This is a genomic window from Gammaproteobacteria bacterium (genome assembly GCA_013816845.1).
Taxonomy (GTDB): Bacteria; Pseudomonadota; Gammaproteobacteria; order DSM-16500; family DSM-16500; genus Aquicella.
This window is the reverse complement of the sequence record JACDDU010000003.1, coordinates 307359-331579: the sequence shown is the minus strand read 5'-3', so window position 1 is coordinate 331579 and position 24221 is coordinate 307359. Positions and strand designations below refer to the sequence as shown.

At 38.0% G+C, this 24221-nt stretch carries 27 protein-coding genes; 15 read left to right on the top strand and 12 right to left on the bottom strand.

The features are described 5' to 3' along the window. The first annotated feature begins 4 nt into the window (after window positions 1–4). The 4 genes from galU (at window position 5) to H0W64_07450 (ending at window position 3265) form a co-directional block, all read left to right on the top strand. Window positions 5–877, top strand: a complete 873-nt coding sequence (gene galU, locus H0W64_07465; protein ID MBA3661549.1) for a UTP--glucose-1-phosphate uridylyltransferase GalU — start codon at window positions 5–7, stop codon at window positions 875–877. After that, window positions 878–2269 (top strand): phosphomannomutase/phosphoglucomutase, encoded by a 1392-nt coding sequence (locus H0W64_07460; protein MBA3661548.1) that lies wholly within the window; start codon window positions 878–880, stop codon window positions 2267–2269. A 52-nt stretch (window positions 2270–2321) separates the two neighbouring features. Then, on the top strand, window positions 2322–2681 hold the full coding sequence (locus tag H0W64_07455; protein ID MBA3661547.1) for a cupin domain-containing protein: 360 nt from the start codon (window positions 2322–2324) through the stop codon (window positions 2679–2681). Window positions 2682–2758: 77 nt separating this feature from the next. After that, window positions 2759–3265 (top strand): hypothetical protein, encoded by a 507-nt coding sequence (locus tag H0W64_07450; protein MBA3661546.1) that lies wholly within the window; start codon window positions 2759–2761, stop codon window positions 3263–3265. A gap of 150 nt (window positions 3266–3415) precedes the next feature. On the opposite strand, the gene H0W64_07445 is transcribed toward H0W64_07450, so the two are convergent. Then, the gene (locus tag H0W64_07445; GenBank protein MBA3661545.1) at window positions 3416–4201 is read right to left on the bottom strand and encodes an SDR family oxidoreductase; all 786 of its coding nucleotides are present in this window, start codon (window positions 4199–4201) and stop codon (window positions 3416–3418) included. Between the two features lie 460 nt (window positions 4202–4661). Here H0W64_07445 and H0W64_07440 point away from each other — a divergent pair, with 460 nt between their 5' ends. From H0W64_07440 to H0W64_07430, 3 genes are all read left to right on the top strand, one after another. Continuing rightward, window positions 4662–5135 (top strand): SEC-C domain-containing protein, encoded by a 474-nt coding sequence (locus tag H0W64_07440; GenBank protein ID MBA3661544.1) that lies wholly within the window; start codon window positions 4662–4664, stop codon window positions 5133–5135. 177 nt (window positions 5136–5312) lie between these two features. After that, window positions 5313–5924: a hypothetical protein gene (locus H0W64_07435; GenBank protein ID MBA3661543.1), complete on the top strand. Its 612-nt coding sequence runs from the start codon at window positions 5313–5315 to the stop codon at window positions 5922–5924. Window positions 5925–6168: 244 nt separating this feature from the next. Beyond that, complete coding sequence (locus H0W64_07430) at window positions 6169–8253, top strand: hypothetical protein (GenBank protein MBA3661542.1); 2085 nt, start codon at window positions 6169–6171, stop codon at window positions 8251–8253. A gap of 15 nt (window positions 8254–8268) precedes the next feature. Here H0W64_07430 and H0W64_07425 read toward each other — a convergent pair whose 3' ends face one another. The 3 genes from H0W64_07425 to H0W64_07415 all read right to left on the bottom strand — a co-directional run bounded on the left by H0W64_07425 (window position 8269) and on the right by H0W64_07415 (window position 9760). After that, window positions 8269–8574, bottom strand: coding sequence for a zinc ribbon domain-containing protein (locus H0W64_07425; GenBank protein ID MBA3661541.1), 306 nt, complete (start codon window positions 8572–8574; stop codon window positions 8269–8271). Window positions 8575–8600: 26 nt separating this feature from the next. Further along, window positions 8601–9395 (bottom strand): 5'-methylthioadenosine/S-adenosylhomocysteine nucleosidase, encoded by a 795-nt coding sequence (locus H0W64_07420; protein MBA3661540.1) that lies wholly within the window; start codon window positions 9393–9395, stop codon window positions 8601–8603. Window positions 9396–9457: 62 nt separating this feature from the next. Further along, the gene (locus H0W64_07415) at window positions 9458–9760 is read right to left on the bottom strand and encodes a rhodanese-like domain-containing protein (protein ID MBA3661539.1); all 303 of its coding nucleotides are present in this window, start codon (window positions 9758–9760) and stop codon (window positions 9458–9460) included. A 210-nt stretch (window positions 9761–9970) separates the two neighbouring features. Between H0W64_07415 and H0W64_07410 the strand changes: the two genes are divergently transcribed. Beyond that, complete coding sequence (locus tag H0W64_07410) at window positions 9971–10705, top strand: transglycosylase SLT domain-containing protein (GenBank protein ID MBA3661538.1); 735 nt, start codon at window positions 9971–9973, stop codon at window positions 10703–10705. A 46-nt stretch (window positions 10706–10751) separates the two neighbouring features. Here H0W64_07410 and H0W64_07405 read toward each other — a convergent pair whose 3' ends face one another. After that, window positions 10752–12026, bottom strand: a complete 1275-nt coding sequence (locus H0W64_07405; protein ID MBA3661537.1) for a glycoside hydrolase family 16 protein — start codon at window positions 12024–12026, stop codon at window positions 10752–10754. 171 nt (window positions 12027–12197) lie between these two features. Here H0W64_07405 and H0W64_07400 point away from each other — a divergent pair, with 171 nt between their 5' ends. Beyond that, window positions 12198–12776 (top strand): hypothetical protein, encoded by a 579-nt coding sequence (locus H0W64_07400; protein MBA3661536.1) that lies wholly within the window; start codon window positions 12198–12200, stop codon window positions 12774–12776. 1 nt (window position 12777) lies between these two features. Here the strand turns inward: H0W64_07400 and H0W64_07395 are convergent, their stop codons facing one another. Further along, window positions 12778–14079, bottom strand: a complete 1302-nt coding sequence (locus H0W64_07395; protein MBA3661535.1) for a hypothetical protein — start codon at window positions 14077–14079, stop codon at window positions 12778–12780. A 198-nt stretch (window positions 14080–14277) separates the two neighbouring features. Here H0W64_07395 and H0W64_07390 point away from each other — a divergent pair, with 198 nt between their 5' ends. Next, on the top strand, window positions 14278–15207 hold the full coding sequence (locus H0W64_07390) for an amidinotransferase (protein ID MBA3661534.1): 930 nt from the start codon (window positions 14278–14280) through the stop codon (window positions 15205–15207). 9 nt (window positions 15208–15216) lie between these two features. Here H0W64_07390 and H0W64_07385 read toward each other — a convergent pair whose 3' ends face one another. The 3 genes from H0W64_07385 to H0W64_07375 form a co-directional block, all read right to left on the bottom strand. Next, complete coding sequence (locus H0W64_07385) at window positions 15217–15987, bottom strand: hypothetical protein (protein MBA3661533.1); 771 nt, start codon at window positions 15985–15987, stop codon at window positions 15217–15219. A gap of 256 nt (window positions 15988–16243) precedes the next feature. Next, window positions 16244–17638, bottom strand: a complete 1395-nt coding sequence (locus H0W64_07380) for a PhoPQ-regulated protein (GenBank protein MBA3661532.1) — start codon at window positions 17636–17638, stop codon at window positions 16244–16246. Between the two features lie 229 nt (window positions 17639–17867). After that, window positions 17868–18932: a nitronate monooxygenase gene (locus tag H0W64_07375; protein ID MBA3661531.1), complete on the bottom strand. Its 1065-nt coding sequence runs from the start codon at window positions 18930–18932 to the stop codon at window positions 17868–17870. Between the two features lie 72 nt (window positions 18933–19004). On the opposite strand from H0W64_07375, the gene H0W64_07370 reads away from it, so the two are divergent. Then, window positions 19005–19463, top strand: a complete 459-nt coding sequence (locus tag H0W64_07370; GenBank protein ID MBA3661530.1) for a hypothetical protein — start codon at window positions 19005–19007, stop codon at window positions 19461–19463. Between the two features lie 98 nt (window positions 19464–19561). Continuing rightward, window positions 19562–20056: a L,D-transpeptidase gene (locus tag H0W64_07365; protein ID MBA3661529.1), complete on the top strand. Its 495-nt coding sequence runs from the start codon at window positions 19562–19564 to the stop codon at window positions 20054–20056. A gap of 67 nt (window positions 20057–20123) precedes the next feature. On the opposite strand, the gene H0W64_07360 is transcribed toward H0W64_07365, so the two are convergent. Next, window positions 20124–20444, bottom strand: a complete 321-nt coding sequence (locus H0W64_07360; protein MBA3661528.1) for a hypothetical protein — start codon at window positions 20442–20444, stop codon at window positions 20124–20126. A gap of 181 nt (window positions 20445–20625) precedes the next feature. Between H0W64_07360 and H0W64_07355 the strand changes: the two genes are divergently transcribed. Continuing rightward, complete coding sequence (locus tag H0W64_07355) at window positions 20626–21177, top strand: DNA-3-methyladenine glycosylase (protein MBA3661527.1); 552 nt, start codon at window positions 20626–20628, stop codon at window positions 21175–21177. A 174-nt stretch (window positions 21178–21351) separates the two neighbouring features. Here H0W64_07355 and H0W64_07350 read toward each other — a convergent pair whose 3' ends face one another. Together H0W64_07350 and H0W64_07345 are read right to left on the bottom strand one after the other, a co-directional pair. After that, the gene (locus H0W64_07350) at window positions 21352–22359 is read right to left on the bottom strand and encodes an adenosine kinase (protein MBA3661526.1); all 1008 of its coding nucleotides are present in this window, start codon (window positions 22357–22359) and stop codon (window positions 21352–21354) included. A 103-nt stretch (window positions 22360–22462) separates the two neighbouring features. Further along, the gene (locus H0W64_07345) at window positions 22463–22930 is read right to left on the bottom strand and encodes a hypothetical protein (protein MBA3661525.1); all 468 of its coding nucleotides are present in this window, start codon (window positions 22928–22930) and stop codon (window positions 22463–22465) included. Window positions 22931–23004: 74 nt separating this feature from the next. On the opposite strand from H0W64_07345, the gene H0W64_07340 reads away from it, so the two are divergent. Together H0W64_07340 and H0W64_07335 are read left to right on the top strand one after the other, a co-directional pair. Next, on the top strand, window positions 23005–23652 hold the full coding sequence (locus H0W64_07340) for an HAD hydrolase-like protein (protein MBA3661524.1): 648 nt from the start codon (window positions 23005–23007) through the stop codon (window positions 23650–23652). 120 nt (window positions 23653–23772) lie between these two features. Beyond that, entirely contained in the window at window positions 23773–24147 is a 375-nt protein-coding gene (locus H0W64_07335; protein ID MBA3661523.1) for a hypothetical protein, read from the top strand. The last annotated feature ends 74 nt before the right edge of the window (window positions 24148–24221 follow it).

The window sequence follows — 24221 nt, the reverse complement described above, 5'->3', positions numbered from 1 at the left end:
ATATATGAGCATTATAAAAAAAGCAATATTCCCCGTGGCAGGATTGGGTACTCGATTTTTACCCATCACGAAAGCGAGCCCTAAAGAAATGTTGCCCATTGTTGATAAACCCCTCATTCAATATGCTGTTGAAGAAGCGATTGATTCTGGCATTAAAGAATTAATTTTTGTAACCAGCCACAGCAAACATGCGATAGAAGATTATTTTGATACTAATCCATCCCTTGAAGCTAATTTAAAAAAATTAGAAAACTATAAAGCGTTAGAAATTGTTCGGCAAATATTACCGAAAGGCATAACATGCATTTATATTCGCCAACCCGATCCGTTAGGGCTTGGGCATGCTGTTTTATGTGCAAAACCACTCATCGACAAAGACGAACCTTTTGCTGTTTTATTAGCTGATGATTTAATCGACGGCAATCATCATTCCTGTTTAGCGCAAATGATTGAAATATACAAACAAACGCAATTAAGTGTTGTAGCAGTACGAGAAATTCCCCTAGAACATGCAAATCAATATGGAATGATTCAGGGTACAAAGCTTGCGGGAAATATTTACAACATCGATTCCATCATTGAAAAACCCAAAGTTGAAGCCGCACCGTCAAATATTGCAGTTGTCGGTCGATATATTTTTAATCCGACAATTTTTTCATGTTTAGAAAAAATATCTATCGTTAATAAGGAAATACAATTAACGGATGCTATTGCCGACTTAATTTTACAAGAAAAAGTAAATGCTCTACAATTTAAGGGCATCCATTATGACTGTGGTTCAAAAATAGGTTATTTAAAAGCAATTATTGCTTACGGGATAAAAAATCCTGCGCTGCAAAAAGATTTATTAGCATTCCTTCAAGACAGTTCTCGTTAAATGATTTACTCCATCACGTCTGACATCCATTCTTCCATTTTTCATGCATATGATATCCGTGGCATTGTGGGTGAACATTTATCGGCAAATATTGTTTACACATTGGGCTTAACGTTAGGCACAGAAATTCAAAAATTAAACGAAACACATATGGTTGTAGCACGTGATGGGCGCTTATCGAGTCCTGAATTATGCGAAGCTTTGAGCGCAGGCTTACTCGCTTCCGGGTGTCATGTTGTCGATATTGGTTTAGTTGCAACGCCGGTATTGTATTTTGCTACGCACAATTTACCGTATCACTCAGGCGTGATGTTAACAGGAAGTCATAATGCTGCCAATTACAATGGTTTAAAGATTGTACTTGCTGGTGAGACGTTAGCAGGGGATGCTATCCAAAAAATATATCAGCTTAGTCTTAAACAAGATTTTATTTATGGACAAGGCAAATATGAAATATTCAATATCATTCCAAATTATTTAGCGGCAATTAAAAAAAATGTTCTGTTAAAAAGACCGTTGAAAATAGTGGTTGATTGCGGTAGCGGCGCTACAAGCCATATTGCCCCCCAACTTTTCCGTCTGCTGGGGTGTGACGTGGTGGAATTATTCTGTCAATTAGATGGGCATTTCCCGCACCATCATCCTGATCCGAGCATGCCTGAAAACATGAAAGATTTAATAAACAGAGTAACGTTAGAAAAAGCTGATCTCGGTTTAGCCTTCGATGGGGATGGAGATCGCCTAGGCGTGGTGAGTAACAGTGGGGAAATCATTTGGCCGGATCGATTACTTATGCTTTTCGCGCGCGATGTGATCAGTCGCCATCCTCATGGGCTTATTATCTTTGATGTTAAATGTTCAAACCTTTTGGCAAAGGTTATCAAAGCAGATGGTGCTGAGCCCCTTATGTGGAAAACAGGTCACTCTTACATTAAAGCGAAATTACGTGAAACAGGCGCAATCTTAGCAGGAGAAATGAGCGGACATTTTTTCTTTAAAGAGAATTGGTACGGTTTTGATGATGGTATGTATGCTGGGGCGCGTTTCCTTCAAATTATTGCAAGGCATGGAAAATCTGTCGATGAGATATTTAAAACTTTTCCAAATGGTATTAACACGCCTGAAATTCGTCTGCCTATTGATAATTATTATAAATTTGAATTGATGAAAATGTTAAAATTAAAAGCTAAATTTGAAAATGCGCACCTGAATTTTATTGATGGAATCCGGGTCGAGTTTATTGATGGTTGGGGTTTGGTTCGGCCTTCCAATACTTCGCCTTTTTTAATCTTCAGATTTGAAGCAAACAATAGAGAAAATTTGGCACGGATTCAACAATTATTTCGAGAACAATTATTAGCTGTTGATAAAAATTTACAGTTACCGTTTTAAATTGATCCATCTCGTGCTCATCAAGAGACTCAGATAAACTTAGGAGAATGACATGGAAAAAGTAAATTTACATAACAAATTCAAACAATTTTCCGATCATTGGTCGCCCAAAATTGTGGGTGAGTTGAACGAAAATTATATTAAGTTAGCTAAATTCAAAGGTGAATTTGTTTGGCACCAACATGAGCATGAAGATGAACTCTTTTATATTGTAAAAGGATCGTTGTTATTACGCTTTCGGGATCAAGATGTGCAACTAGAAGAAGGTGAATTTATAATTGTACCAAAGGGGATTGAACATTTACCCATTGCTGCAGAGGAAGTTCATGTTTTATTGGTTGAACCCAAAACTACATTAAATACAGGTAATGTAGACAATGATTTAACGAAACAAACATTAGAAAAATTGTAAACTTCAGTTAGTTTTACTCCTGTCACATTTGATTGTTTTGTTCACATGATATTTTATTTTAAAAAAATAGGTTGCGCATGAAGAACCGATATAATTTAGCTTTAATTCCCCTTTCGAAAAGTTTTGCCGTGACATCCTTAGCGCAACAAATGTCGTCTCTTGCACATGAATATTTGCCTGGTGAACGTTCATTACCCCATGTTACTTTGTACCACTTTGAAGCTGAGGAAAATAATATTGCGACCATTTGGAAACAAATTATCGATCAGTGTGATAGCACTTCAATCGTGTTGAAATTTAATAAAATAAGCTATAAATGTGACGATACGATTTGCTGGATCGCTTTATTACCTGAGCAAGGAGAGGCTCTACGAAAAATGCATGACCTTATCGCCAATGTCCTAAGCATGCCCATTAAAAAATATTATGATCCGCACATGACTTTGCTTAATACGACTGATAAAGATTATGTAAACAAGTCTAACGCATTAATAACTCCTTATCTTCCAATCCTCGATACATTCATTTTATCCCTCGGAAGTTCCGATGAAATAGGTCAGTTTATGGAAGTTATATATTGTTAAATATTTAAAATAATTTTCGCAGCAATAAGAGCATCACTTATGATGAAGCACGGGCCCTGCAACCCTTTCGATTCTTTCCTGATTTTTACCGGTTATAATTCTTTATGGTGCAGGGATAGTCATGCGTATTACGGAATCGAAAAGATATTTTTATTTGGTTTCATTATTTAATTTTGCCATTATTTTTCTACCCACAAAACGCGGTGTTAGCTTCATTAACAAAACAGACAATTTATTAAAAATGCCAGTAATAATAACAGATTTGTTTTTTTCTAAATCATCATATGCAATCTCTGCCACTTGGCTTGCCGTCATCCCAGGAAACATTCCTTTTACTAAAACAGAATTTTTCATGCCTGCTCGAGACTGAAAGGAAGTGCGAGTGAGTCCAGGGCAAAGTGTGGAAACAACAATACCGTCATTTTTATATTCTTCATATAAGCCTTCTGATAAAGATAAAACAAAAGCTTTACTGGCGTAATATAATGACATGTAAGGGCCGGGCGTATAAGCTGCGGTAGAAGCTACATTTAAAATTTTGCCACTTTTTTTGGCTTGCATGAAAGTTAAAATTTGATAAGTGAGATCAGTAAGTGCTGTGATATTAAGTGCAATCATTTCATTGACATCTTGATAGCTTATTTCAGTGAATTTCTTCGCTATGCCAAAACCTGCATTATTAATTAAAATATCAAGCTGGGGAAGTTCCGCTTTAAACGTTGACAAAATTGTCGACACGGCAGAAACTTCGCTTAAATCCAATGAGAGAATTTTTGCTTCACATTGATATTTTTCTTTGAGTTCACTTTGCAACACTTGTAATTCGTTTAAATTACGAGCGATGAGAATTAGCGAATAATGATGTCTTGCAAAAACTATCGCGAGCTCCCGACCAATACCTTTTGATGCTCCGGTTATCAAAACTAATTTACTCATTCTTCACCTTATTAATAAATTAAATAACTACAACAAATGCTAGCCCATCGAAATACGCTCATCTCATTTACCTAGCTCTAAATCCTGGATTGTTTTGCTTAGCTTACAAGACAAACTAAATGAATCTAAAGGTTAGCATTATAAAGTGTTAACACGCTATAGCCTAAGCCGAGACTGAAGCGATAGTAAAGTTTCCCCCAACCCTATGAACTTGCGTTTTTGAAAATTATTTCTTAAAACGTTAAGTATAAGATTAAAGCATTATATGTGGGCTTTCCTGGAATTAAGCTGAGAAATTTGATGCAACCCATTATTCTTAAACCGTCATGGAAAGCTTAGTGGAAGGGATGCAGATCGAAAATTGAACGGACATTTTTATCATAACCTCTCATTCACTTTACAATACCCATTCCGTAAGTTGATCGTTATAATGCGTGATCTGATGAGGTTATGCATGAAAATGATTTGTCCTTGTGGTTCGATGAAAAATTATGAAGAATGTTGTGGACCCTTCCTTTGTGGCTCTAGCAAGCCGTCTACACCTAAAGCACTTATGCGCTCACGTTATACAGCTTATACGCAAAGTAATATTGACTACATTGCTCGCACCATGAAAGCACCTGCAAACAACAACTTCAACGTCGAGGAAGCAAAAGCTTGGGCCAAAAAATTAACATGGGAATCTTTAACTATCCTAGACTCAGGAAGTCACTTGGACTACGGGTTTGTTGAGTTTATTGCTTCCTATCTAGAGAATGGTCAACTCCAAAGCATTCATGAAAAGAGCGAATTCCGGCGTGAACAGGGCGTATGGTTTTATACACAAGGCAAACAGGTCAGAGATACTAAAATAAATACCAAAACCCGGTCCCAAGGACGCAACGAATTGTGCGCTTGCGGTAGCAATAAAAAATATAAAAAATGTTGTTTTTAACTTACCTCATCTTAGGTTATTCAATATCTTAAAATCTCAATAATTTCTTCGAGCATACCACCCTCTTTTTTAACTTGTTGAATCAACATCCGATTATTTTAATTTTTTGCATAAGAATTTAAAGGTATTTTTAGGCTTATAATTTAGTTATGCATTTAACGAAGTAGAGGAATTCTAATGGGCAACGGCAGAGACAGACCACGGCAAAAAAATTTTCTTAATGATGATGAGAATAACAATAATCTTAATGAAGATATAAACGATATTCGAGATGATAATAATGACGAAGAAAATAATGAAGAAAATATAAGTGCTTCCCGGCGAAATGACGACGAAAACAATGAGGATGATAACAATAACAATGTTAGAGAAGATCGAAGCGATGATGAAAATAGTAAATACATAGCTAATCCTGATCATGCTGATCGTGTGCCCCAAGACAAGCCATCTATGTCTTTAAATTCGCGTCCCAAACGCAATAGGGATGACGATGATAATAATAGTCCCACACGCAATAGGGAAGACGATGATAATAATAATAGTCAACCCAAGGCTAAAAAAAATAATTCCAGTGGTAGCTTTAGGCAATTCCAAAGTGGAGCAAGCACTTCTAAAAACAACAACAACAACAACAACAACAACAACAACAACAACAACAACAACAACAACATCAACAACAACAACAACAACAACAACAACAACAACAACAACAACAAGGATGACGATGATAATAATAATGACAACAATAATCATGCATCAAAAAACTATCCTGGCAAAAAACCTAGTTAAACTGTATTACCTAGGGATGAAAATTTATTTTTAAAAAAATTTTTCACTGATTCGATAATTATAAAGAATCCGATAGTGTTTATTTTAAAAAAGTGCCAATTACTTAATATTTGGAGGCTGTCGTGCCTCGCCTATTTCTATATTATTGAAAAAACGAATAATTTTTCCCAACCATTCTGCTTTAATTTTGGATTATTCTTTTCTAGAGAAACTATACTAAAACAGGGCGCGGAGATTCTTATAAATGACGATCAAAGTGTTAGCGATAGGCTATTTAACACAGATTAAGCTTTTACCAGAGGTTCAACATGAACCCCTTGCAAGCATTATAGCCCTATTAGAAGGAAATATTACCCAATCTGACGACATCAAAAGTCTGACGACAGCTTTTCAAGCAGCAAATCAACGCATCCAAGATTTAAAAAATCCTACGCAAGAAAATGTGCTAACTCAATCATGGTGTCAGGCATTTTTAAATGTCGCCCCAACATTTGAAAATATATTTGGTAATAATAATACTCCATTTTTAAGTGCAACTGACCTCAATCATTCACTCACAAAATTAGCTGATGTTTTAATTGAAGAACCAGGCTACGACTCTATAACCAAAATTATCGCCGAGCAAATTTTATCCCGCATAAAATTAATTGTAAAACACGATCCAGAATTAGCGATGACGCTACACGAAACAGCAAGCATGCATGGGTTATTTTCTCGCACCAAACAAATTGATAATAATTCGATGGTGAGGGGCTCAGGTTATACTTTACTAAAAGAAAATAAACCTGCATTGAGCATTCCCGATATTAATAATAATAAAAAGCAGCAATTTGTGTTATGGGATAGCGATGGTCCACTTAATAATATTTATCTTTTAATGAAGTCATCCGAACAAAAACCATTATCCGGCTTTTTTTATAATACAACTCCTTCTGTCACGACAGGTTTGTATATCAATAACATTGAATTGGTTAAAGCAACTCTGCAAATATTACATCAAAATAACGTCCCTTCATTGCTTGCTTCTCAACGGATTACCTATGGCTATGGGAAAGAAAAAATCATCGAAGCTATAGACAATATTTTGGAGGATAAAACTATAGCGGTGCATGAAGCTTGGGATCAAATGCTAAAACACGAATTGATTGTTCAAACTGAGGATGTCTCACCCAAAGAAGTAGTCGAGTTATTAAATTCAATTGCTGCAAATCCGCAACGCATTCCTTTGACTGAAAATGAAAAAATCTTATTACGTCATACCAAAGACTTATTAACAACCGCGCTCGTTGATGAAAAACTATTACGTACTGAAATGTTTAAGGGTTATGATGCAGCCTTTGGAGAACACCGACCCTTTTTAAAACAAACAGATGCTGAAATAATGGGAAAAAATATTGCCTACAGCGGCCAAGAGACGGGCAACACTAAATGGGGTTTCATTGTAGCCGCCAAAAGTACTTTACCCGATTATGAGAAACTAGAAGGTATTTTAGTTGACGATAATATTAGTTATAAAACAAAAGAAAAGAATTTTCAGCAAGGGAATTTTGTCCATGCACCTCGTGATAAAGAGGATATTACCGATAACTTATATTTAACAGAAGTCCTCCTAAAAACAGTTTCTTTAAAAACGCTTATTCAAGATGTGAAGCTTTATCCAGAACTTGCCTTACTTCTTGTTCTAGCGCATGGGAATTCCTTAGCGCAAATCAAAGAAATTGAACTCAATCGTGGCCCTGAGGAATTAACTAAGATGGTGAGGGATTTTATCAAAAGCATTCCTGCCTTCCTGGAAAATTTTTTGAATCTGTATCCAGAAGGCAACTATACCTTTTTATCAAAATCCCCTATCATGGCAAGCTATCTACAATTAACCGTATTATCAGCCTATGGAAAACAATTGTCTGATTCAAAGCAATTAAATATTCAATCGAAACGGTCTTTTTTTCAAACCAAAGCCCTCGGTTTTATTAGCTCTAGCTCCCATATTATTTTTATAGAAGGATTAGTTAACAGCTTAAAAATAGATAAACCTGACGATCGCTTTAAATTTTTATGTCAAGAAAATGATAATGCAAATAAATATGAAAAGACTTCAAGCTGGTCAACCATCATTACTGCGGCTCAAAATCGTGCCCTTCAAATTGCCCAATTGCAATCTCCCCTTTCAAATTCCGACGACACGCGCATAAAAAATATTTTATCGATTACTGCTGATAGATGGGCAGTATTTAATTATAGTAAAACAAATCCATTAGAAAGATATAAAGCCCTAAAAAAATCAGGGGCAGTTCAAGTTCAGGAAGCCAAACCTCTTTTGAAACCCTAGGTTAAGGATATTTCACTATTCATTGCTTGTATCAGATTGAGCAGGTTTATCTGTCGATGCAACTGATTGATCGCCCTTAACCTCAACAGGTTTGACTTCTGTCTCGCTTTCACCGTCTTCCTTGACCTTAGGTTTATTTTTGTCGCGAATATCTGTTACATACCACCCGCCACCTTTCAACTGGAAAGAGGTTGAAGAAATTAATTTGCTTAATGCAGGTTTATTGCATTGAGGACAAATTGATAAAGGTTGTTCGCTCATATTTTGGAAAGCTTCAAGCATGTGGCTGCATTGGGAACATTGATATTCATAAATAGGCATAACGATTAAACACCTGTTGTTAAATTTTAATGATTAACCCTTTGTGCCTTAGCTTCTTTATTTTTATCTAAGGCTACGGATTTTGTAAGAATCGCTAATAAAACTTGAGCTGCCGCTAACGAACTTCCTTTTACATCCGAAGTTTGCAATTGGTCATCCGTACCATCGTCATTTAAAATATTACTAATTCCTCGTACTGCAAGAACGCGCGCATTCACAAGCCAAGCAGTTTGGTAGAATGCAGAGGTTTCCATATCGATGCAATAGGGATTTAAGGGTTTTATTTTAGCAAAAAGGGATAGAGGAGCAGGAAATGCATTTGAACTGACCAAAGGTCCCCGATGAATTGTTATATTTTCAATCTTTAATTCCTGACTAAGCTCTAAAAGCTCTGCATCTGCGGGATAAAAAATAGGGAAATTTTGATTTTTGATGGGATGAAACACACAATTTGCAAAAGGGGTTTCTTTTGCTAATTCCAAAGTATGCTGAATTTCTGCTTCAAAAGCTTCCGTCACGATAACGACGTCATTTAGTTGCAAACCTTGTTTAATTCCTCCAGCAGTGCCGGCAATAAGAAAATAACGCGGATGAAAATAACAATGAAGAAATGTAAAAACGCTGGCGGCAAAGGCGGTCCCAATACCCGTATGGACGATTAATATACGAGCGTCGTAATACGATACTATTTTAAATTCAAAAGCTTCGATGGTCATGGTTTTCGAAGGAAAGGAGGAAAATGCTTCAAGGAAAAAAGCGAGCTCCTCAGGCATGGCAGAAATAATGGCATAATCGACCTGGGTTAAGGGGTGAATATCCATGATTTTCCTATTAGTCTTTAGGACCGTATTGAGGTGGTTAACTTAACACAGGTTGGAAGTTATCAAGCACAATCTATTTGCCACGCTGTCATGCCGCCGTCTAATGATTTCACGGACTTAAACCCGCTAGCGCGAAGGATATTCAGCGCCACCATGCTTTTACCTCCCACTGTACAGTAAGTAACCACAGGAAGTTCGGGATTCAATTCCTTCAAACGGACCAATAGTTCTTCTAAAGGAATATGCAAACCCCCAATGTTGTAGGCAAGGTGTTTATCTAATGTCCTCACATCAACCAATTGAATATTATTATTTTTTTTCAATGCATCTTTTAATTCTTTTGGTGTAATCAGCAAATCTTGCATGTAATCCTCATTTTTTTAAAGTTTAAAGGACAGGCTTCGCGAAACGTCATCATACGGCTACTAAGTCGTCTTGATCAAGATTGCGCTCAATGGAATTTAAATAAACGCCCGTTTGGATTGACACTTTCTCTTATCACATTACTATGAAGCCCATTAGAATCCTCTAACGGCGACAAAATAACCTCCCTCTTCATTAAGGAAAAAAATTCGATGTGGTTTTTTACTCAACATTTTCGTCAAACCAAATTGCGATGGCTTATCGTGATGGCAAGTTGTTTTTTTGCCATGCCGCCTCTTCATGCGGACCCCTCGCCAACACCCACGCATCGTATTACTTCTCAAGAAATCACCACGATTGCAAAAATGTCGCACTTAAAATTTAATGTCACACCAGAAGTTGTAGCTGAAATAAATTTTATTCGTAGTCATCAAGACGCGCGTTTGCAAATGCTTGCATCCCTTCAACGGATGCAAAATTATAAACCGTATATTCAAAAGCAATTACGACGCAATGCTATGCCCAGTTATTTATTAGCCTTACCACTCATTCAGTCCGGATACCGTCCGCTTGATGAATCCATCCATCCTTTCCATGCGGCTGGTATTTGGCAATTCTCACCCAGCATGTCAAAAGAATGTGGTTTAATAATTAATGCGAAATTAGATGAACGTTTGAATACAGCGCGTTCAACTGAAGCCGCCATTGTCTTATTAGGCTCATTGTATGAAAAATATCATGATTGGCGTTTAGCCATGTTCATTTACGAATTTGGCGATGAAGCAATTGATCGGCTCATTCAGCGTGTGCATTCGCATAATCCATGGACATTAGCACGATCCAAAAGTGCGCCTAAAGAAATGAAAAGATTTATGACAAAGTTGGATGCTGCAATTATTCTTATTAATAATCCAAAATTACTGGCTTATCACGAAAAGGCTCTTTAATTTAAAAAAACCTCAGCATACCTAAGTACGCTGAGGTTTATAATTTTTACTTAATCATTAAATCATATTGAACGCCCTTTGACATTTTGGCGCCACAATTTGAGTAAAGAAAATAAGTAAATTTACCATTGGTGCCGGGTAAGGATGCATCAACGAACTTCTTAGCAGCGCCTTTCCACATGACTCTATTCAGCCAATCATTCACTTGATAATTACTAATTGGATCTGAATTAACCGGGGCATCCCAGGTTAACGTGGCTTGTTTTTTATTTGCAGTGATTGTTGCCTTAATGTTAGCAGGTGGCAAGCAAGTTCCTACGGGCGGGGTTACACCACCAACCGAATAAGCTTTAATACTCTGCACATACATTGTAGCTGTCTGCATATGCGCATTAGGTGCACCCGAATACGGACCACCGACTGCTAAAGCTGCGATTAAGTAAAAACCACCGTTTGGATCACTAAAACCACGTGCCATAGCCGCAGGGCCATCACCCGGTAAAGTTTCAGTACGTATGGGTCCCCATTGTTTTTTATTGTCAAAATAACCCGTCATGATAACACCACCACGGTTGCTTTGTGGATCAGGTTGCCATTCAAAACCCCACGTGTGAAATGTTTCATAAAGAGGACCTGACGTTACGGCAAAAGGCAAATGCATACCGATGCCTTTGCAATCATTACCGCCACAACGCGGATCATTGCCATTAAAATGCAGGGCTGCCGTGCCGACATTAATACCTTCTGATTTCTTGTAGGCTTCAAAAATATCGATTTCACCATTGCTGGGCCAAGGTGTATCTTTCGTTGGCAGCAACCAAACAGACGGCCATAAACCGCGCGTGTAAGATTGAGGCGCTTTATTATTTTGACATAATCCATCATCACTGGTGTCGCATTTAGGTAACTTCACGCGTGCTTCGAAATAACCGTGTTTAATATCATTCGTTGTATAGGGAACACTTTTGGTTGGCGCATTGTAAGGAGGTTTATCTAAATTAACACGCGTCATAATTTCACCGGACTTAAAGAACCCTGCATTGATACGCTTGGCAGTTAGCTTTAATTGTCCTGGCGCGTTGACACCATCTGTATAAGGCGTAACTAATGTTGCATCAAATACACCAATCTCACCTGATTTACGATGGTCGTAATTAGTGGGTGCATAATAACGTAAGCCATTGGGCGCGCGATCGTTAAGAATGTCTTTGGCAACGGTACAATTGAGTTGATTATTGAAAGGACAAGGCGCAGCGGATAAAGGTCCGCTGCTCAGGATGCTTAAAAGCAATGCTGTAGCTGCAGTATATGATGTTTTCATAAAATCGTTCCTTCGATACTAATGAGACATATCAATGTACTGCTTCGTGGGATTGATATCAATGTTTCCGCTAATCTCTGGATTACCTATTTATAACTTACTGATTAATTGTAGTTAATTGAAAAGTTAGGAAGTAATTTATAATAAAGAAAAGCATTGAAGGAATCGCACATGATTATTGCTGCCTTTCTCTGGAACACGCAAGCCTACTCAATAAGCACTCTGTTGATAGACCAAAACTTTAATGTTATTTCTGCACCCAACCTCGTTAAACTCAACAAAAATGATTTCACGCTTTTTAAGGAAGAAGCAAAAACTGCCATTGAAACGTTTTTTAAAAAAATTAATCATTATTACTTTGGACAGGGTAAAGTCAAAATTGAGCGACGCATTGTATTAAATCCAGCGCCCGATTTTATTGATGCACTACGCTATCAACCTACTCCTGCAACTCAGTTAGTCCATAAAGTATTTTTGCGAAACTTTCGTCTTAGTAAAGAAAAGATTGAAATTGTTTTGGAGCCACAGTTACAAAAAAAATTATCAGGAAAAACACTTACCGCTTTCAGAGCAGATTTATTAAAATTGAATTTGATTGAGCAAGGAAGAAATGAAGCCTATCAATGTCATCTTTGGACGGTAGCATTACATGCTACCCCGTCAAATTATAAAAGCAAAATTGCCCGATTAAAACGGAGTCGACGCCAATCAGTCAATGACCCAGCAAAGAGAAAAAAATGTGTCGCTTAATTTATCGCTTACAATTAAAAGCATGCTGCCTTATATAAGAAATGTAAGGATGGGACGCATTACGCCAGAATAAATCCTTAGGATCACGATCATCTTTAATAAACTGTAACAATTCCTTAGTGCGAGAAAAGCGACCTGCACAGACACTTTCTTGCAAAAGTAATTCTGCAGCTTTATTCTGGATAGTTTTAATCGAATCCATATTGCTAAACTGATGAAGTGCATCAACTTTTAACTTTTTTTCAACTAATTTATGCCGCCAAAGAAATGGAAAACATTGATGCATATATTGATGACGCTCTCCTTCAAGAGTCTTTTTTAATTCATTAATGACATCTGACCATTCCTTTACTCTTGCTTGATTAAGATCATCGTGGACGTATTTATTTGCGTAAATTTTGTTTTCGGGATCCGTATACCGATGAACGATTTCCGTATAAAGTTGCTCCGCCGTATCTTTCATATGGTTAAAAACATTTTCAACTGAAGTGACCAATTCATCGAGCGTGTAATTGCGCGTATGCACGTCATGATTTTGACAATATTGATTAAAGTAAGTTTTAACTAAGCGTTGATGACGATTTAAATCGCCATTCGTTTGAAATAAAGGTAACGATGCCTCGTGGATCGATTCATCCGCCCAAAGATTGTGCGGAGGCAATTTTTCAATGGCTTGATACCTACGAAGAATTTGATGCATCCAGTCATTTTTTTTGGATGGCTTTGCCTGGCGCTGATAGTCGAGCTGCAGCTTCATACAATTTGCAATAGCAAGCCTTGCATTTTGCATCTCTTTTATTTTGTTATGGATACTGAGCTTTATTTCTTCTGCAAGTTCAGTCTCATCCAATTTCCAATTTTCTAAAAAACGAAGCGTATCATTAACGACATGGGCCACTGCACTTAATTCATAAGAGGTGAAACGCAAAAATTTCCCATATGATTTAACATCATCAATTAGCTTTGCTAAACATTCTTTCCTTATAGCTAACTCAAAAGTAGTTAATTTATGCAAGCCTTCACAATTATTGAGAAAGTTATCATATTGATCTGGGTCACTAAGCTTGTCAGCAAGCCCTTGACGGCAAACCATATCCTTTATTTTTCCTTGGATATAATTGTTAAACGGAATACTTTTATCATGAGAATTATTTTTTTGAAATTTTTCTTGGATTTCTATTAAAGAATCTATTCGAAACCCATCAATATTGTTAATGATACAAAAAATACCATTAATAAAGTCAATTGTTTTGTTTTCCGAAGGATTGTCGAGGGGCGCAAAAATGGGAGCACGTATATTCATGGGATGCACTCTAAATAGTTAAATTTTTATAATTGTTATCCTTAACTGCCAGAGGCTGTAAAAAAATTGGGTGTGTTAATAAATAGGAGTCAGACTGCGTTTTTGATATTATATTAAATCATAATTTACACTATCCACTGGAAATTGTAAAATTTGCCGATAATCTTATTAATGGGATTATTTCTTTTGGCCTCCTCCGTGTTGGGTCAAAAAGTTCAAACCACTGATACCATTGTCATGGTCTCGCCCGATTTTTTTCAATATAATCATGAAACTGCAGAATCGAATGTTTTCGCACATCCATTTCCTCTGGCGGAGGTGACCCAAATTGCGCGGGTGGAGTTTAATCAAGCTGTTGCGCAATTAAAAAAAGCGGGTCTACGCGTCTTTGTTTTGCCTAGCCCACCAACCTTTACACCTGATGCGGTTTTTCCTAACAATTGGTTTACCACACATACTGTGGGCCCTCATCAATCCCTGCTTGTCCTCTATCCTATGTTCACCCCAAATCGTCGCGAAGAACGGCAACTGGGCTCCCTTTCTAAGCTCTTAAACAAGGCCGGCGTTAGGATAGAAAGGATTGTTGATTTGACGGCTTATGAAAAAACCAATCAAGCCTTGGAAGGCACAGGTTCGATGGTATTTGATCGCATTAATCAGGTTGCTTATGCTGCAATATCTTCAAGAACCAGCGCGCGTATTTTAAAAGATTTTTCTAAAAAGACTGGATTTAAAATTATTTCATTCATGAGCATTGCAGATGGACAGCCTATTTATCACACTAATGTAATGATGAGCATTGGTAAGCGGTTTGTCATTATTACTGCTGAAACTATTTCTAACGCAAATGAACGAAAGCGTGTTCTTAACCATCTTCAACAATCAGGGCGCACAGTGATTATTATTTCCACTTCACAAATGAAAGCAATGGCGGGAAATATTATTGAATTAAAAAATAAAGCCGGAGAATCTCTGATCGTGATGTCCAAAAGTGCTTTTCAAACTTTTACAGACCATCAACGTGATCTTTTACAAGCATTTGGCAAACTAATTGTTCTTGAACTTGATGTGATTGAAAAAATTGGGGGCGGCAGTGCTCGCTGTATGATTGCAGAAATTTTTAGTTAAACTTTAACTTTACTGATTCTTTAAAAAAGGGTTGATGGCTGCCGTCATAATCGTTGAGTCAGTATTTGTAATATAAGCTCCCCGTTTGGGGGCTAAGCGTAAATCATTCTCAAGTTGACACAAAAATTTCTGTTCTGATGCTGAATAAAACTTCACGTTAACAGTTAATAAGTTAAGAAGTTGGATGTAAATCGAATTAATTTTACTAATAGAAATATTATTAAAATCAACCTGCACTATTTTATTAAGTGACTTAATTAATGTTTTGTATGCTGTACTGGGATTATCATTGACAGGATTGTTATTATTGTTGCTGCTGAAAATTCTAACTCTTTCCATCGAGTTGCGAAGATTGGAAAATGAATCACCCTTAATCTTTTCGAATGCATCCTCAATAAGCTCTTTAAATTCAGGCAAGTAAGCTTTAATATTAATAATATTAAAGTCCTTTTCTAGTAATTTACACGTCTGAATCATTCGATTTGATAATTTTCTAGGAATGGATTCAAGATCTGTAATGGTGCAATGATAAATTTGTGAGTTTTTTTCATCTATCCTCGAACTAATCCAATCTTGGTGTAACGCTAAAAATTTAATAAAGGGATTTTCAGTCGGCCCTTTGGTTTTTAGTTTGAAAGTCCCTTTAAAACCTAGCGTTTCTTCATCACGCATCCATTTGCCTTGAGCCCAATCTGTAAAAAGTTGCATAACAGAATACAGGGCTGTTTCACCTTCATATATTCTTCTAGCATTGGAATCAACACTTCGTGGAGCAGCCATTTTCTATGCCTCGTTTCATTCGTTATCTTCTTGAATTTGTAAAAATATCCAAGCGGTCTTGCCGGATTTTTAACTATTATAATGAATTATTATTAAACTATGCTTAAAGTCACAACGTGAATGACATGCCCTACATGAAGGAAATCTTAAATGAATGTGGAGTGAAACGATTAGTTTATATTTTTAGACAAGAGTTTTAAATTTCGCGGGTTAATATCCAATGAACAAGGTTTAACTTGCTCATTGGAAGAGAAAATTATGACTGAAGTTCCGCACCGATAATATAAACAGGTGTTGTTACAACAAAAGTTCCGCCGTTCTTTTTTTGAAACGTTGCTTCCGCGAAACTTGCTTGAAAACCTTCTTTAGGTGGAATAATTTCAAGGCTAAACTTACACCCTGACAAATTACATTTCCCTTTCACTTCTTTGCTTGTATAAGTTACCTGAGAGGCCAACCGGAAGTCCCGACGTTTAGGATTAACTGCTTGCCAAAGTTTCATAACGATTGGCTTTGCATCTGTAGTTACACTTTGCAATTTATTATCTTTTCCCACTTCCCAATCAAGACGCGGGCGTTTGATTTCATCTAAAAACATTTGGTAATAAGAAAGCAAATTTTCGAATAAAATTGTTTGGTCAATACGATGACTTTGATTAGGCACAATGCGGATTGTTTTTTCACCAGGTAACAAATGTAAGTAAGTGTTGAGCGAATCCGGTACAAAAAAATCATCACCGGCTGAGTTGATAATATATTTTGGAATACTAAGCCGCTCTCGATAACGTGCGCATTGTTCACAATTCAGATAGGCAATGGGATCTTGAATTTTCATGAGTTTAGTAAAAGCAGGCGTGTGACGCATTTCAGGAATATGTTCTACTAAATAATCATAAAATGCTTCAGGCCAGCTTTGATCATAACTTTCATAAATATGATCTAAATTAACTTGAGTATTTAAAATATCAATTACTATAGGAACGATCGCATTAACACGGGAATCAACTAAAGCGGTGAGCCAAGTTGTCCAACCGCGTTTTGAAGCACCCGACATCATGAAATGATTGATAATAACTTTTTCTTGTTTGGCAATGGCTTGCACGGCATCCATCGCTTTCACGACTGCTTTTACCATGGGTAAATGCAAAGGCCAATTGAGATTCATTTCAGGGTTTTCTAAAAACCGACGCCAAGTGTAGGCGATAATGGCATCTTCGCGACGCGGTACGTTATCTTGAAATCGCAAATACTGATTAGGGATATCTTGCAGCTCTACAACAAGCGTATGAGTTTGTGCAGCAACAAGCACAAATCCTTGAGGGGTTGCGAAAAATTTATGCGGTTCATTTTCAGGATAACGTGTCCCCCCATTAACAAAAAATAAAGATTGGCTGCTTTTGATTTCATCAGGCCAATATAAAGTAAGTTTATGTTGCCACGTAGCGTGACTTACTTGATTTTGTTTTTGAGGCCACGTGAGCGACGTGAATTGATACGTGATAATACTGACTTTATTTTCAACATCGTATTGTTTACTTTCGAAAAGAAATTGCCCGCCCTCTTTTTCTGGCTCTTTGACATAGTTTGCTAATACATTTTCCCAGGCGATCGGGGTTGAGATTTCAGCATGGGCTAGATTAGTTAATAGCATTAGCATCCCCAAAAGGGAGATAATTTTTACCAAATAGGACTTCATGATTTTTCATCTTATTATTATTAGTTAAAGGGGCGAATTGCGAACAAAGTATTGGCTAATCAAGGGGAAAAATCAATCTAGGCGGATCAGTGAGCCTAAAAGATTGATTTATTGAGATATTTTATTTAGTAGGGTTCACACCGACTAGGGTTAATGCGTAGGTAACGCGGAGAGATCGGAAAACTTAAACATCTGCTTTCTCCCCCATTGCTTTCGCCCACCTAGCTAACAACTCGCGTGCAGAACCGCCGCGGCTTAGAAAGGCATTTTGTCCAGCCCAAAGCGACATGAACTCTAAATTATCTTGTTGCTTAGCTGCTTCACGCATAGGACGCGTTAAGGCGTTTTGTATGGGATAGTCAAGTATTAATTCCCGGTGCGTTTCCATTTGAGTAATAAAATAATTATTCAAACCCCTTGCAAGTCTTCCCGAAAAAGCACGGGTTAAAATGGTTTCATCTTGGACTAAACTTAAAAGTTTCTTTTTAAAAAGTGGATGCGTGTCTGCTTCCTCAGTAGTGAGAAATGCTGTCCCCATCTGCACACCCGATGCACCAAGATTGAGTGCATGCCTGATATGATCTGCATTCATCATACCGCCCGCAGCGATAATCGGAATATCGACCGCAGCAATGATATCGACCAACAAAGTTTTGAGCGGAATCAAGCTCTCCATAGGATCGGTTAGGAAGGTTCCGCGGTGGCCACCCGCTTCTTTTCCCTGCGCAACAATCATATCGATGCCTGAATTTGCTAAATGGACCGCTTCTAACACATTGGTTGCGGTGCCGATGGTCATAACACCGCGTTCCTTAAAAATTTTCAGCCAACGTTGATTGGGGATGCCAAAGGTAAAACTAAAGATGGGAACTTTCTCATCTAACAACGCTTGCATTTGCGCTTCAAAGGAAGGCTGATAAGGTTGATGGGGTGGTTGTAGCTGCATCTTTAAAGGTGCACTAATTGAATTAACCCACTGCACGGAATGATTCATTTTTACTGTACCAACCGCTTGGTAATGTGTAGGAACAAAAAGATTAACAGCAAAAGGCGCAGTGATCCGTTTTTTTAATAAATGAATACGTTGTTTAATTGTTTCAGGTGATAAGTAGCCAAGGCCAATCGAACCTAAACCACCGGATTCAGAAACAGTCGCCGCAAGTTCAACGGTATCGAAGCCAGCCATGGGTGCTTGAATAAGGGGAATGGGAATATTTAATTTTTTTGTTAGGGGGGTTTGTGGCCACATCCTTGTCTCTCCTTTACACTATTTCACTCCGAGAAAACGAATGTCTACTTCACACGCAAGGAGTTTATCATAGTGAACGATCCATTTTTTCGAAGGTTACACTCGCCCGCTTTACTTGCCGCTGCTAAAAAATTACCTGCTACGGGTACATTAGCCAAAACGCATAATGGCTTGATTTATCTTAATATCAACGACGACTTTGTGCATACGCTTTTTCCACTGATAACTAAGACGGAAGAGCCTATTAGCAAACCTGATTATTTCGGCAAAGGATTAATTGGTGCTCATATTAGTGTTATTTATCCGGATGAATTAAAACTTCATCATCTTGTCGAATTAAATCATACTTTTTCTTTTCAAGTCTGTGAATTATTTAAAGCTCCGCTTGGAACTAAAAATTATTATGCCTTGCGAGTTAATTCTAAGCCGCTGACTACATTTAGAAATAAATATGACCTGCCTAACTGGTTACTTTTCAAAGCAAAATGGGTTCCGTTTCATATCACCCTAGCTGTCTCACCATTAAGCTAATCATTTCAATAGCGAATTTATAAGCATCACATTACCCCTTCTTGTTTTAATTTTAGGCTAAAATAAGAACTATAAGGATAATTAAAAGGAGTGGTGCCATGAAGGTTAAACAGCATCGAATCGCTGTATTCACTTTTTGTTTAAGTCTTAGCATGATCCCTAATTTAGTTTCCGCTTCAGCCCTACCCAGTAATATTGACCCCCCCGGTGAAAAAGTAATTGTAGTGAGTCCCCGTGTTCATGCTTGGGGTGCTTATGATGCGGATGGACAATTGCTTAAATCAGGGTTAGCTTCAGCGGGAGCAAATTGGTGTAAAGACATAAACAGTCCTTGCCGAACTCATACTGGTAGTTATCGTATTGAAGCCTTAGGCGATGGAAAATGTATTTCACTCCGATTCCCTATTCCTCATGGCGGCGCGCCTATGCCTTATTGCATGTATTTCAATGGCAACCAAGCTTTGCATGGATCCTATAATGTCGTTGCTGGGAATATCAGCCATGGTTGCGTACGAATGCGGGTGAGTGATGCACGATGGATTCGTTATAACTTTGCTGAAGCTGGAACGCGTGTTGTCATTTTACCTTACTAATAAATGCTTTCCTTCTAAATAAATTAGGTCACTTATTTTAAAGTGACCTAATTTAAATTTTTCAGATCTACCAGCAAGCTTGGCGACGTGGATGCCAGTTACCATAACGCCAGTAACCGCCAACCCATCGGCAATTGCTACGATTCTTGTTGTAATAGCCGCGCTTGTAACCACGATTGTAATTGCCACTCCAACAAACTTTACGTGCTGGATGCCAATAACCATTTCGCCAGAAACCACTAACCCAACGGCATTGACCGTTGTAAGCTACCGTTACATTTTGAGTGGCAGTGGGTTTAACAGGTTGTGTAACCGTTTGTGCTTGAGAGACTGATGTCATTGCTAACATGGCGCAAATACATCCTATCGCGATAAGAAGCTTTCTCATAATGCCCTCCTAGTTTTATAAGCATCCTTTAATTACAATTACCATTATAACGCGTCTTTTCCGGGGAAAATTTTTACCCGGAAATCCAAAGAGTTAGTCAATATTGCTTAATAATTAATCTACTTTGAATTTACGTTGTGGCATACTTTCACCCTTTAATTGACTTGAATTATTACTTTTGATGAAAAAATTACCACGCAGCTTTTATAATCGTGATCCAGTAATCGTCGCTCAAGCCTTACTAGGCAAATATTTAATTCATCGTAAAAATGGGTGCGAATACATTGGCAAAATTGTTGAAGTCGAAGCTTATCTCGGCCCCCACGATTTAGCAGCCCATTCAGCTAAAGGCTTAACGAAACGGACCCGGGTTATGTTTGGTCCTCCTGGTTATGTATACGTATATTTAATTTATGGCATGTACCATTGTATGAATGTGGTAACAGAAGCTGAAGGTATAGCATCCGCTGTACTATTACGTGCACTTGAACCTATCAAGAATATTGAAAACAAAACCAAAGGTCCCGGATTACTATGCAAAGCCTTGACGATCGACCGCGGATTTAATGGGCATGATTTACTGAGTGATGATTTGTATATTGCTGAATACGCAGATGAGCCTGTTCTTAAAATTGTGAAACGTCCGCGGATCGGCGTTGATTATGCAGGTCATTGGGCGAAACGATTGTTACGTTTCTATATCAAAGACAATGCCTTTATTTCCAGAAAATAGATTTTTCTATCCTAAAGTAGGATGGGTATGCGCATTCGCATACCCAAAGAACTTCACGAGAACTCTTATTAAATCACGTAAAGGTAAGCCTATTCCCCCAAACACTCGAATTGCTTTGTTCGGTTGACAAGTTACCGTGGATGAAGCCTATCGTTAAAATTATCCCGCTCACCTTTACGCCGATAAAACTAATTCTGTCAGCGTATGTCTAACGTCTTCTACTTCAGGTTGCGTGAGACGCGGTCCAAATTTCGATACAACTTTTGACGCAGCATAATTAGCAAGATCAGCTGCGCTAAAATAATCGTGTCCGTGCGTAATGCCAAAGAGAAAAACGCCGGCAAATACATCACCGGCGCCGACCGTATCGACCACAGGCACTTTATAGCCAGAAATTTGCAAACCTTCATGGCCATCGAATACAAAAGCACCTTGTCCGCCCATCGTGATAACGAAAGTTTTCGCAAATGCTTTCAATCTTTCTTTTGCAATCGTTAAATTGTCTGCTGCTGTAAAGAGAAGGGCTTCACGTTCATTGCAAAATAAAACATCAACACCATTACCAATAATATCGCACAACCCTTTTTTAAAATAAGTCACCATATTAGGATCTGATAAACTGAGAGCGACTTTTATTTGATGAGCATTCGCAAATTCACGCGCTTTAATCGCGGCAAGGCAAGCATCCGGTTGCGCGACTAGATAGCCTTCTATGTAAAGGAATTCTGCTTGCGATAGAGCTTTTTCAGAAAGTTGATTTTCAGAAAATAGAGCGGTTGCACCTAAAAAAGTATTCATCGTTCGATCAGCATCAGGGGTTACCAGTACAATACATTTGCCCGTTACGCCTTCACGCTTGGTGTCCAACAAATTGGTTTGGATACCATGTGAAACCATGTCTTGATAAAAAAAATCACCTGCATCATCAGCACCAATTTTACATGAGTAAAATGTTTTACCACCCATTTGTTGCATGGTGTAAAGGGTATTCGCAGCTGAACCACCACATGCCTTCAAATGTTGTATGCCATGCAATTCATGCAGCAATTTATGATGTGTTGCTTCATCAATTAAAGTCATGACTCCTTTTTCAATATTGAGACGCTCTAACGTGTTTTCTTCTATTTCAATGTCAATATCAACTAAAGCATTTCCGATGCCATACACATGAAACTGTTTCATAAAACTTCCTGTTCATTATTAAAAGGATTTACTGATTGAAACGCAAATTTGAATCGTGCAGCAAGAATTCCTAGTGAAATGAATTGCACGAGCGTGATCGTTATTATTGCGTTGATTTGAATCGTTGCATCAAGGCTTGCGAAAAATCTGAAGTCGCTTTATTTTCAACGAGCCAATACTCACCCGTTACTTTCCATTGATTAGCGTTTTTTAGTATGCACACACGTAATGGTTTGCAGCTGGTAGGTTTACCATCATTTGAATGATTACAATTTAAAATAAATTGCGGAGAGGTAATAGCAAGTGCAGCGTGATGATAAGGATCGATTTGTGATGACCACCCAGCGCTTGCACTAGGATGCGCTATCGCACGATTGACTGTTATGGGTTCTTTGCCCGTATTTTGTAATAAATAAATTTCAGCCCATCCCTTTTTCTTACCTTTCAAAACATAGCTTGCGTGTTTTGGCAGTATTTTCCCACACACCAATTGACCGGTTTGACTGGCACAGCCATTCCAACTTACCAAGGCGAGTGTGGCAAAAATAAACGCTTTCATGGTTCTTATCATGTCAATTCCTTACCTACAAATAAAAAACAAACAATGGTATCATTGTTAACGCTACGATAATAATAAGAAATTTCATGCACATTATTTTTGACTTCGATGGGACACTTGCTGATAGCTTTGAATGCATGATCAAGCAGTTTGCAAAATTGTCTGTTGAATTGTCTTTAGGCGCATTCCAAGAAACGCAAGGGGTTCAACTCAAAGACTTTTCTTCGCGTGAATTGATCAAGCATTTCAATATTCCTTTATACAAAATACCAACGATCATTAAACGGATTCGCGCGCACATGCAGCACGAGATATTATCGATTCCGCCTTTCATGGGTATGCCTGAAGCGATTAAAAAGTTAAGTGCCTCAGGATTTTCTTTGGGTATATTGACTAGCAACTCGCGTGACAATGTCACCCGCTGGCTTGCCCATAATCAATTAGACACTTTATTTCAATTTGTTCGTGTTGAATCTAGTTTTTTTTCCAAAAAAAAAGGCTTAAAAAACATTTTAAAGCGTTATAACACTAGACCGGTTGATGCCATCTATATTGGAGATGAAACACGAGATATTGAAGCCGCCCTTGCCAATGAAATGCGGGTGCTAGCGGTGACTTGGGGATATGCCTCAGAATCCGTGCTGGCCCAATGCGGGCCTACCCGTATCATCCGTAATCCGAGCGAAATTTTACAGTATTTAAATGTCGTCGCAGGGGAGGCAGTAACGTCATGAAGAATACTGGTCCTTTAATTTACAAGCATTAATGCAACCTTAGCAAAAACCCCTTCCTCATAATCTCTTAAGGCCGTGCTGTTAATATTTTGACCATATTAAATAATTTTGGTCAATACTATGCGCCTGGCTACTTTTTTTATTTTGCTTTTTCAATGTTTCACCCTCTCCGCTTCACCTTTAGAAACGGTACAAATACGCATTAAAATCAATGGTAACTTTAAAGATAATCGCTATTTTCTATGCATACCTAATGTTGGCTGTCTCAGCATGAAAGCAGCTGCTGCGGGTAAAACTTATCCCATTTTTCACCCTATCGAAATTCGGGGATTATTTGTCACCAACATGCAAACCAAGCAAGTCCAAGCGCTTTCTACCCCGTTGTCGTGCAGGGTAAAAGCCGACCCTGGTCAGTCACTTATTATCACTGGCAACCTTAGCCAGGCCGGAACCAAAACGCAGGTCACGAGCCTTCGTTGCAACCTTTCAAGTTAATCAAAGGGTTAACTGCGTAAGGGTTTTCACTGCATTGCCGCTCCCTTCAATCAAGTTCAAGATGAGAGTAATAA

Coding starts and splice junctions, on each gene's coding strand:
- H0W64_07395 (MBA3661535.1), bottom strand. CDS start 14,079: ATGAATATACGTGCTCCCATTTTTGCGCCCCTCGACAATCCTTCGGAA.
- H0W64_07425 (MBA3661541.1), bottom strand. CDS start 8,574: ATGCCTATTTATGAATATCAATGTTCCCAATGCAGCCACATGCTTGAA.
- H0W64_07435 (MBA3661543.1), top strand. CDS start 5,313: ATGGGCAACGGCAGAGACAGACCACGGCAAAAAAATTTTCTTAATGAT.
- H0W64_07360 (MBA3661528.1), bottom strand. CDS start 20,444: ATGAGAAAGCTTCTTATCGCGATAGGATGTATTTGCGCCATGTTAGCA.
- H0W64_07380 (MBA3661532.1), bottom strand. CDS start 17,638: ATGCTATTAACTAATCTAGCCCATGCTGAAATCTCAACCCCGATCGCC.
- H0W64_07415 (MBA3661539.1), bottom strand. CDS start 9,760: ATGCAAGATTTGCTGATTACACCAAAAGAATTAAAAGATGCATTGAAA.
- H0W64_07460 (MBA3661548.1), top strand. CDS start 878: ATGATTTACTCCATCACGTCTGACATCCATTCTTCCATTTTTCATGCA.
- H0W64_07385 (MBA3661533.1), bottom strand. CDS start 15,987: ATGGCTGCTCCACGAAGTGTTGATTCCAATGCTAGAAGAATATATGAA.
- H0W64_07355 (MBA3661527.1), top strand. CDS start 20,626: ATGAAAAAATTACCACGCAGCTTTTATAATCGTGATCCAGTAATCGTC.
- H0W64_07400 (MBA3661536.1), top strand. CDS start 12,198: ATGATTATTGCTGCCTTTCTCTGGAACACGCAAGCCTACTCAATAAGC.
- H0W64_07335 (MBA3661523.1), top strand. CDS start 23,773: ATGCGCCTGGCTACTTTTTTTATTTTGCTTTTTCAATGTTTCACCCTC.
- H0W64_07410 (MBA3661538.1), top strand. CDS start 9,971: ATGTGGTTTTTTACTCAACATTTTCGTCAAACCAAATTGCGATGGCTT.
- H0W64_07420 (MBA3661540.1), bottom strand. CDS start 9,395: ATGGATATTCACCCCTTAACCCAGGTCGATTATGCCATTATTTCTGCC.
- H0W64_07445 (MBA3661545.1), bottom strand. CDS start 4,201: ATGAGTAAATTAGTTTTGATAACCGGAGCATCAAAAGGTATTGGTCGG.
- H0W64_07345 (MBA3661525.1), bottom strand. CDS start 22,930: ATGATAAGAACCATGAAAGCGTTTATTTTTGCCACACTCGCCTTGGTA.
- H0W64_07440 (MBA3661544.1), top strand. CDS start 4,662: ATGATTTGTCCTTGTGGTTCGATGAAAAATTATGAAGAATGTTGTGGA.
- H0W64_07350 (MBA3661526.1), bottom strand. CDS start 22,359: ATGAAACAGTTTCATGTGTATGGCATCGGAAATGCTTTAGTTGATATT.
- H0W64_07450 (MBA3661546.1), top strand. CDS start 2,759: ATGAAGAACCGATATAATTTAGCTTTAATTCCCCTTTCGAAAAGTTTT.
- H0W64_07340 (MBA3661524.1), top strand. CDS start 23,005: ATGCACATTATTTTTGACTTCGATGGGACACTTGCTGATAGCTTTGAA.
- H0W64_07405 (MBA3661537.1), bottom strand. CDS start 12,026: ATGAAAACATCATATACTGCAGCTACAGCATTGCTTTTAAGCATCCTG.
- H0W64_07375 (MBA3661531.1), bottom strand. CDS start 18,932: ATGTGGCCACAAACCCCCCTAACAAAAAAATTAAATATTCCCATTCCC.
- H0W64_07430 (MBA3661542.1), top strand. CDS start 6,169: ATGACGATCAAAGTGTTAGCGATAGGCTATTTAACACAGATTAAGCTT.
- H0W64_07455 (MBA3661547.1), top strand. CDS start 2,322: ATGGAAAAAGTAAATTTACATAACAAATTCAAACAATTTTCCGATCAT.
- galU (MBA3661549.1), top strand. CDS start 5: ATGAGCATTATAAAAAAAGCAATATTCCCCGTGGCAGGATTGGGTACT.
- H0W64_07365 (MBA3661529.1), top strand. CDS start 19,562: ATGAAGGTTAAACAGCATCGAATCGCTGTATTCACTTTTTGTTTAAGT.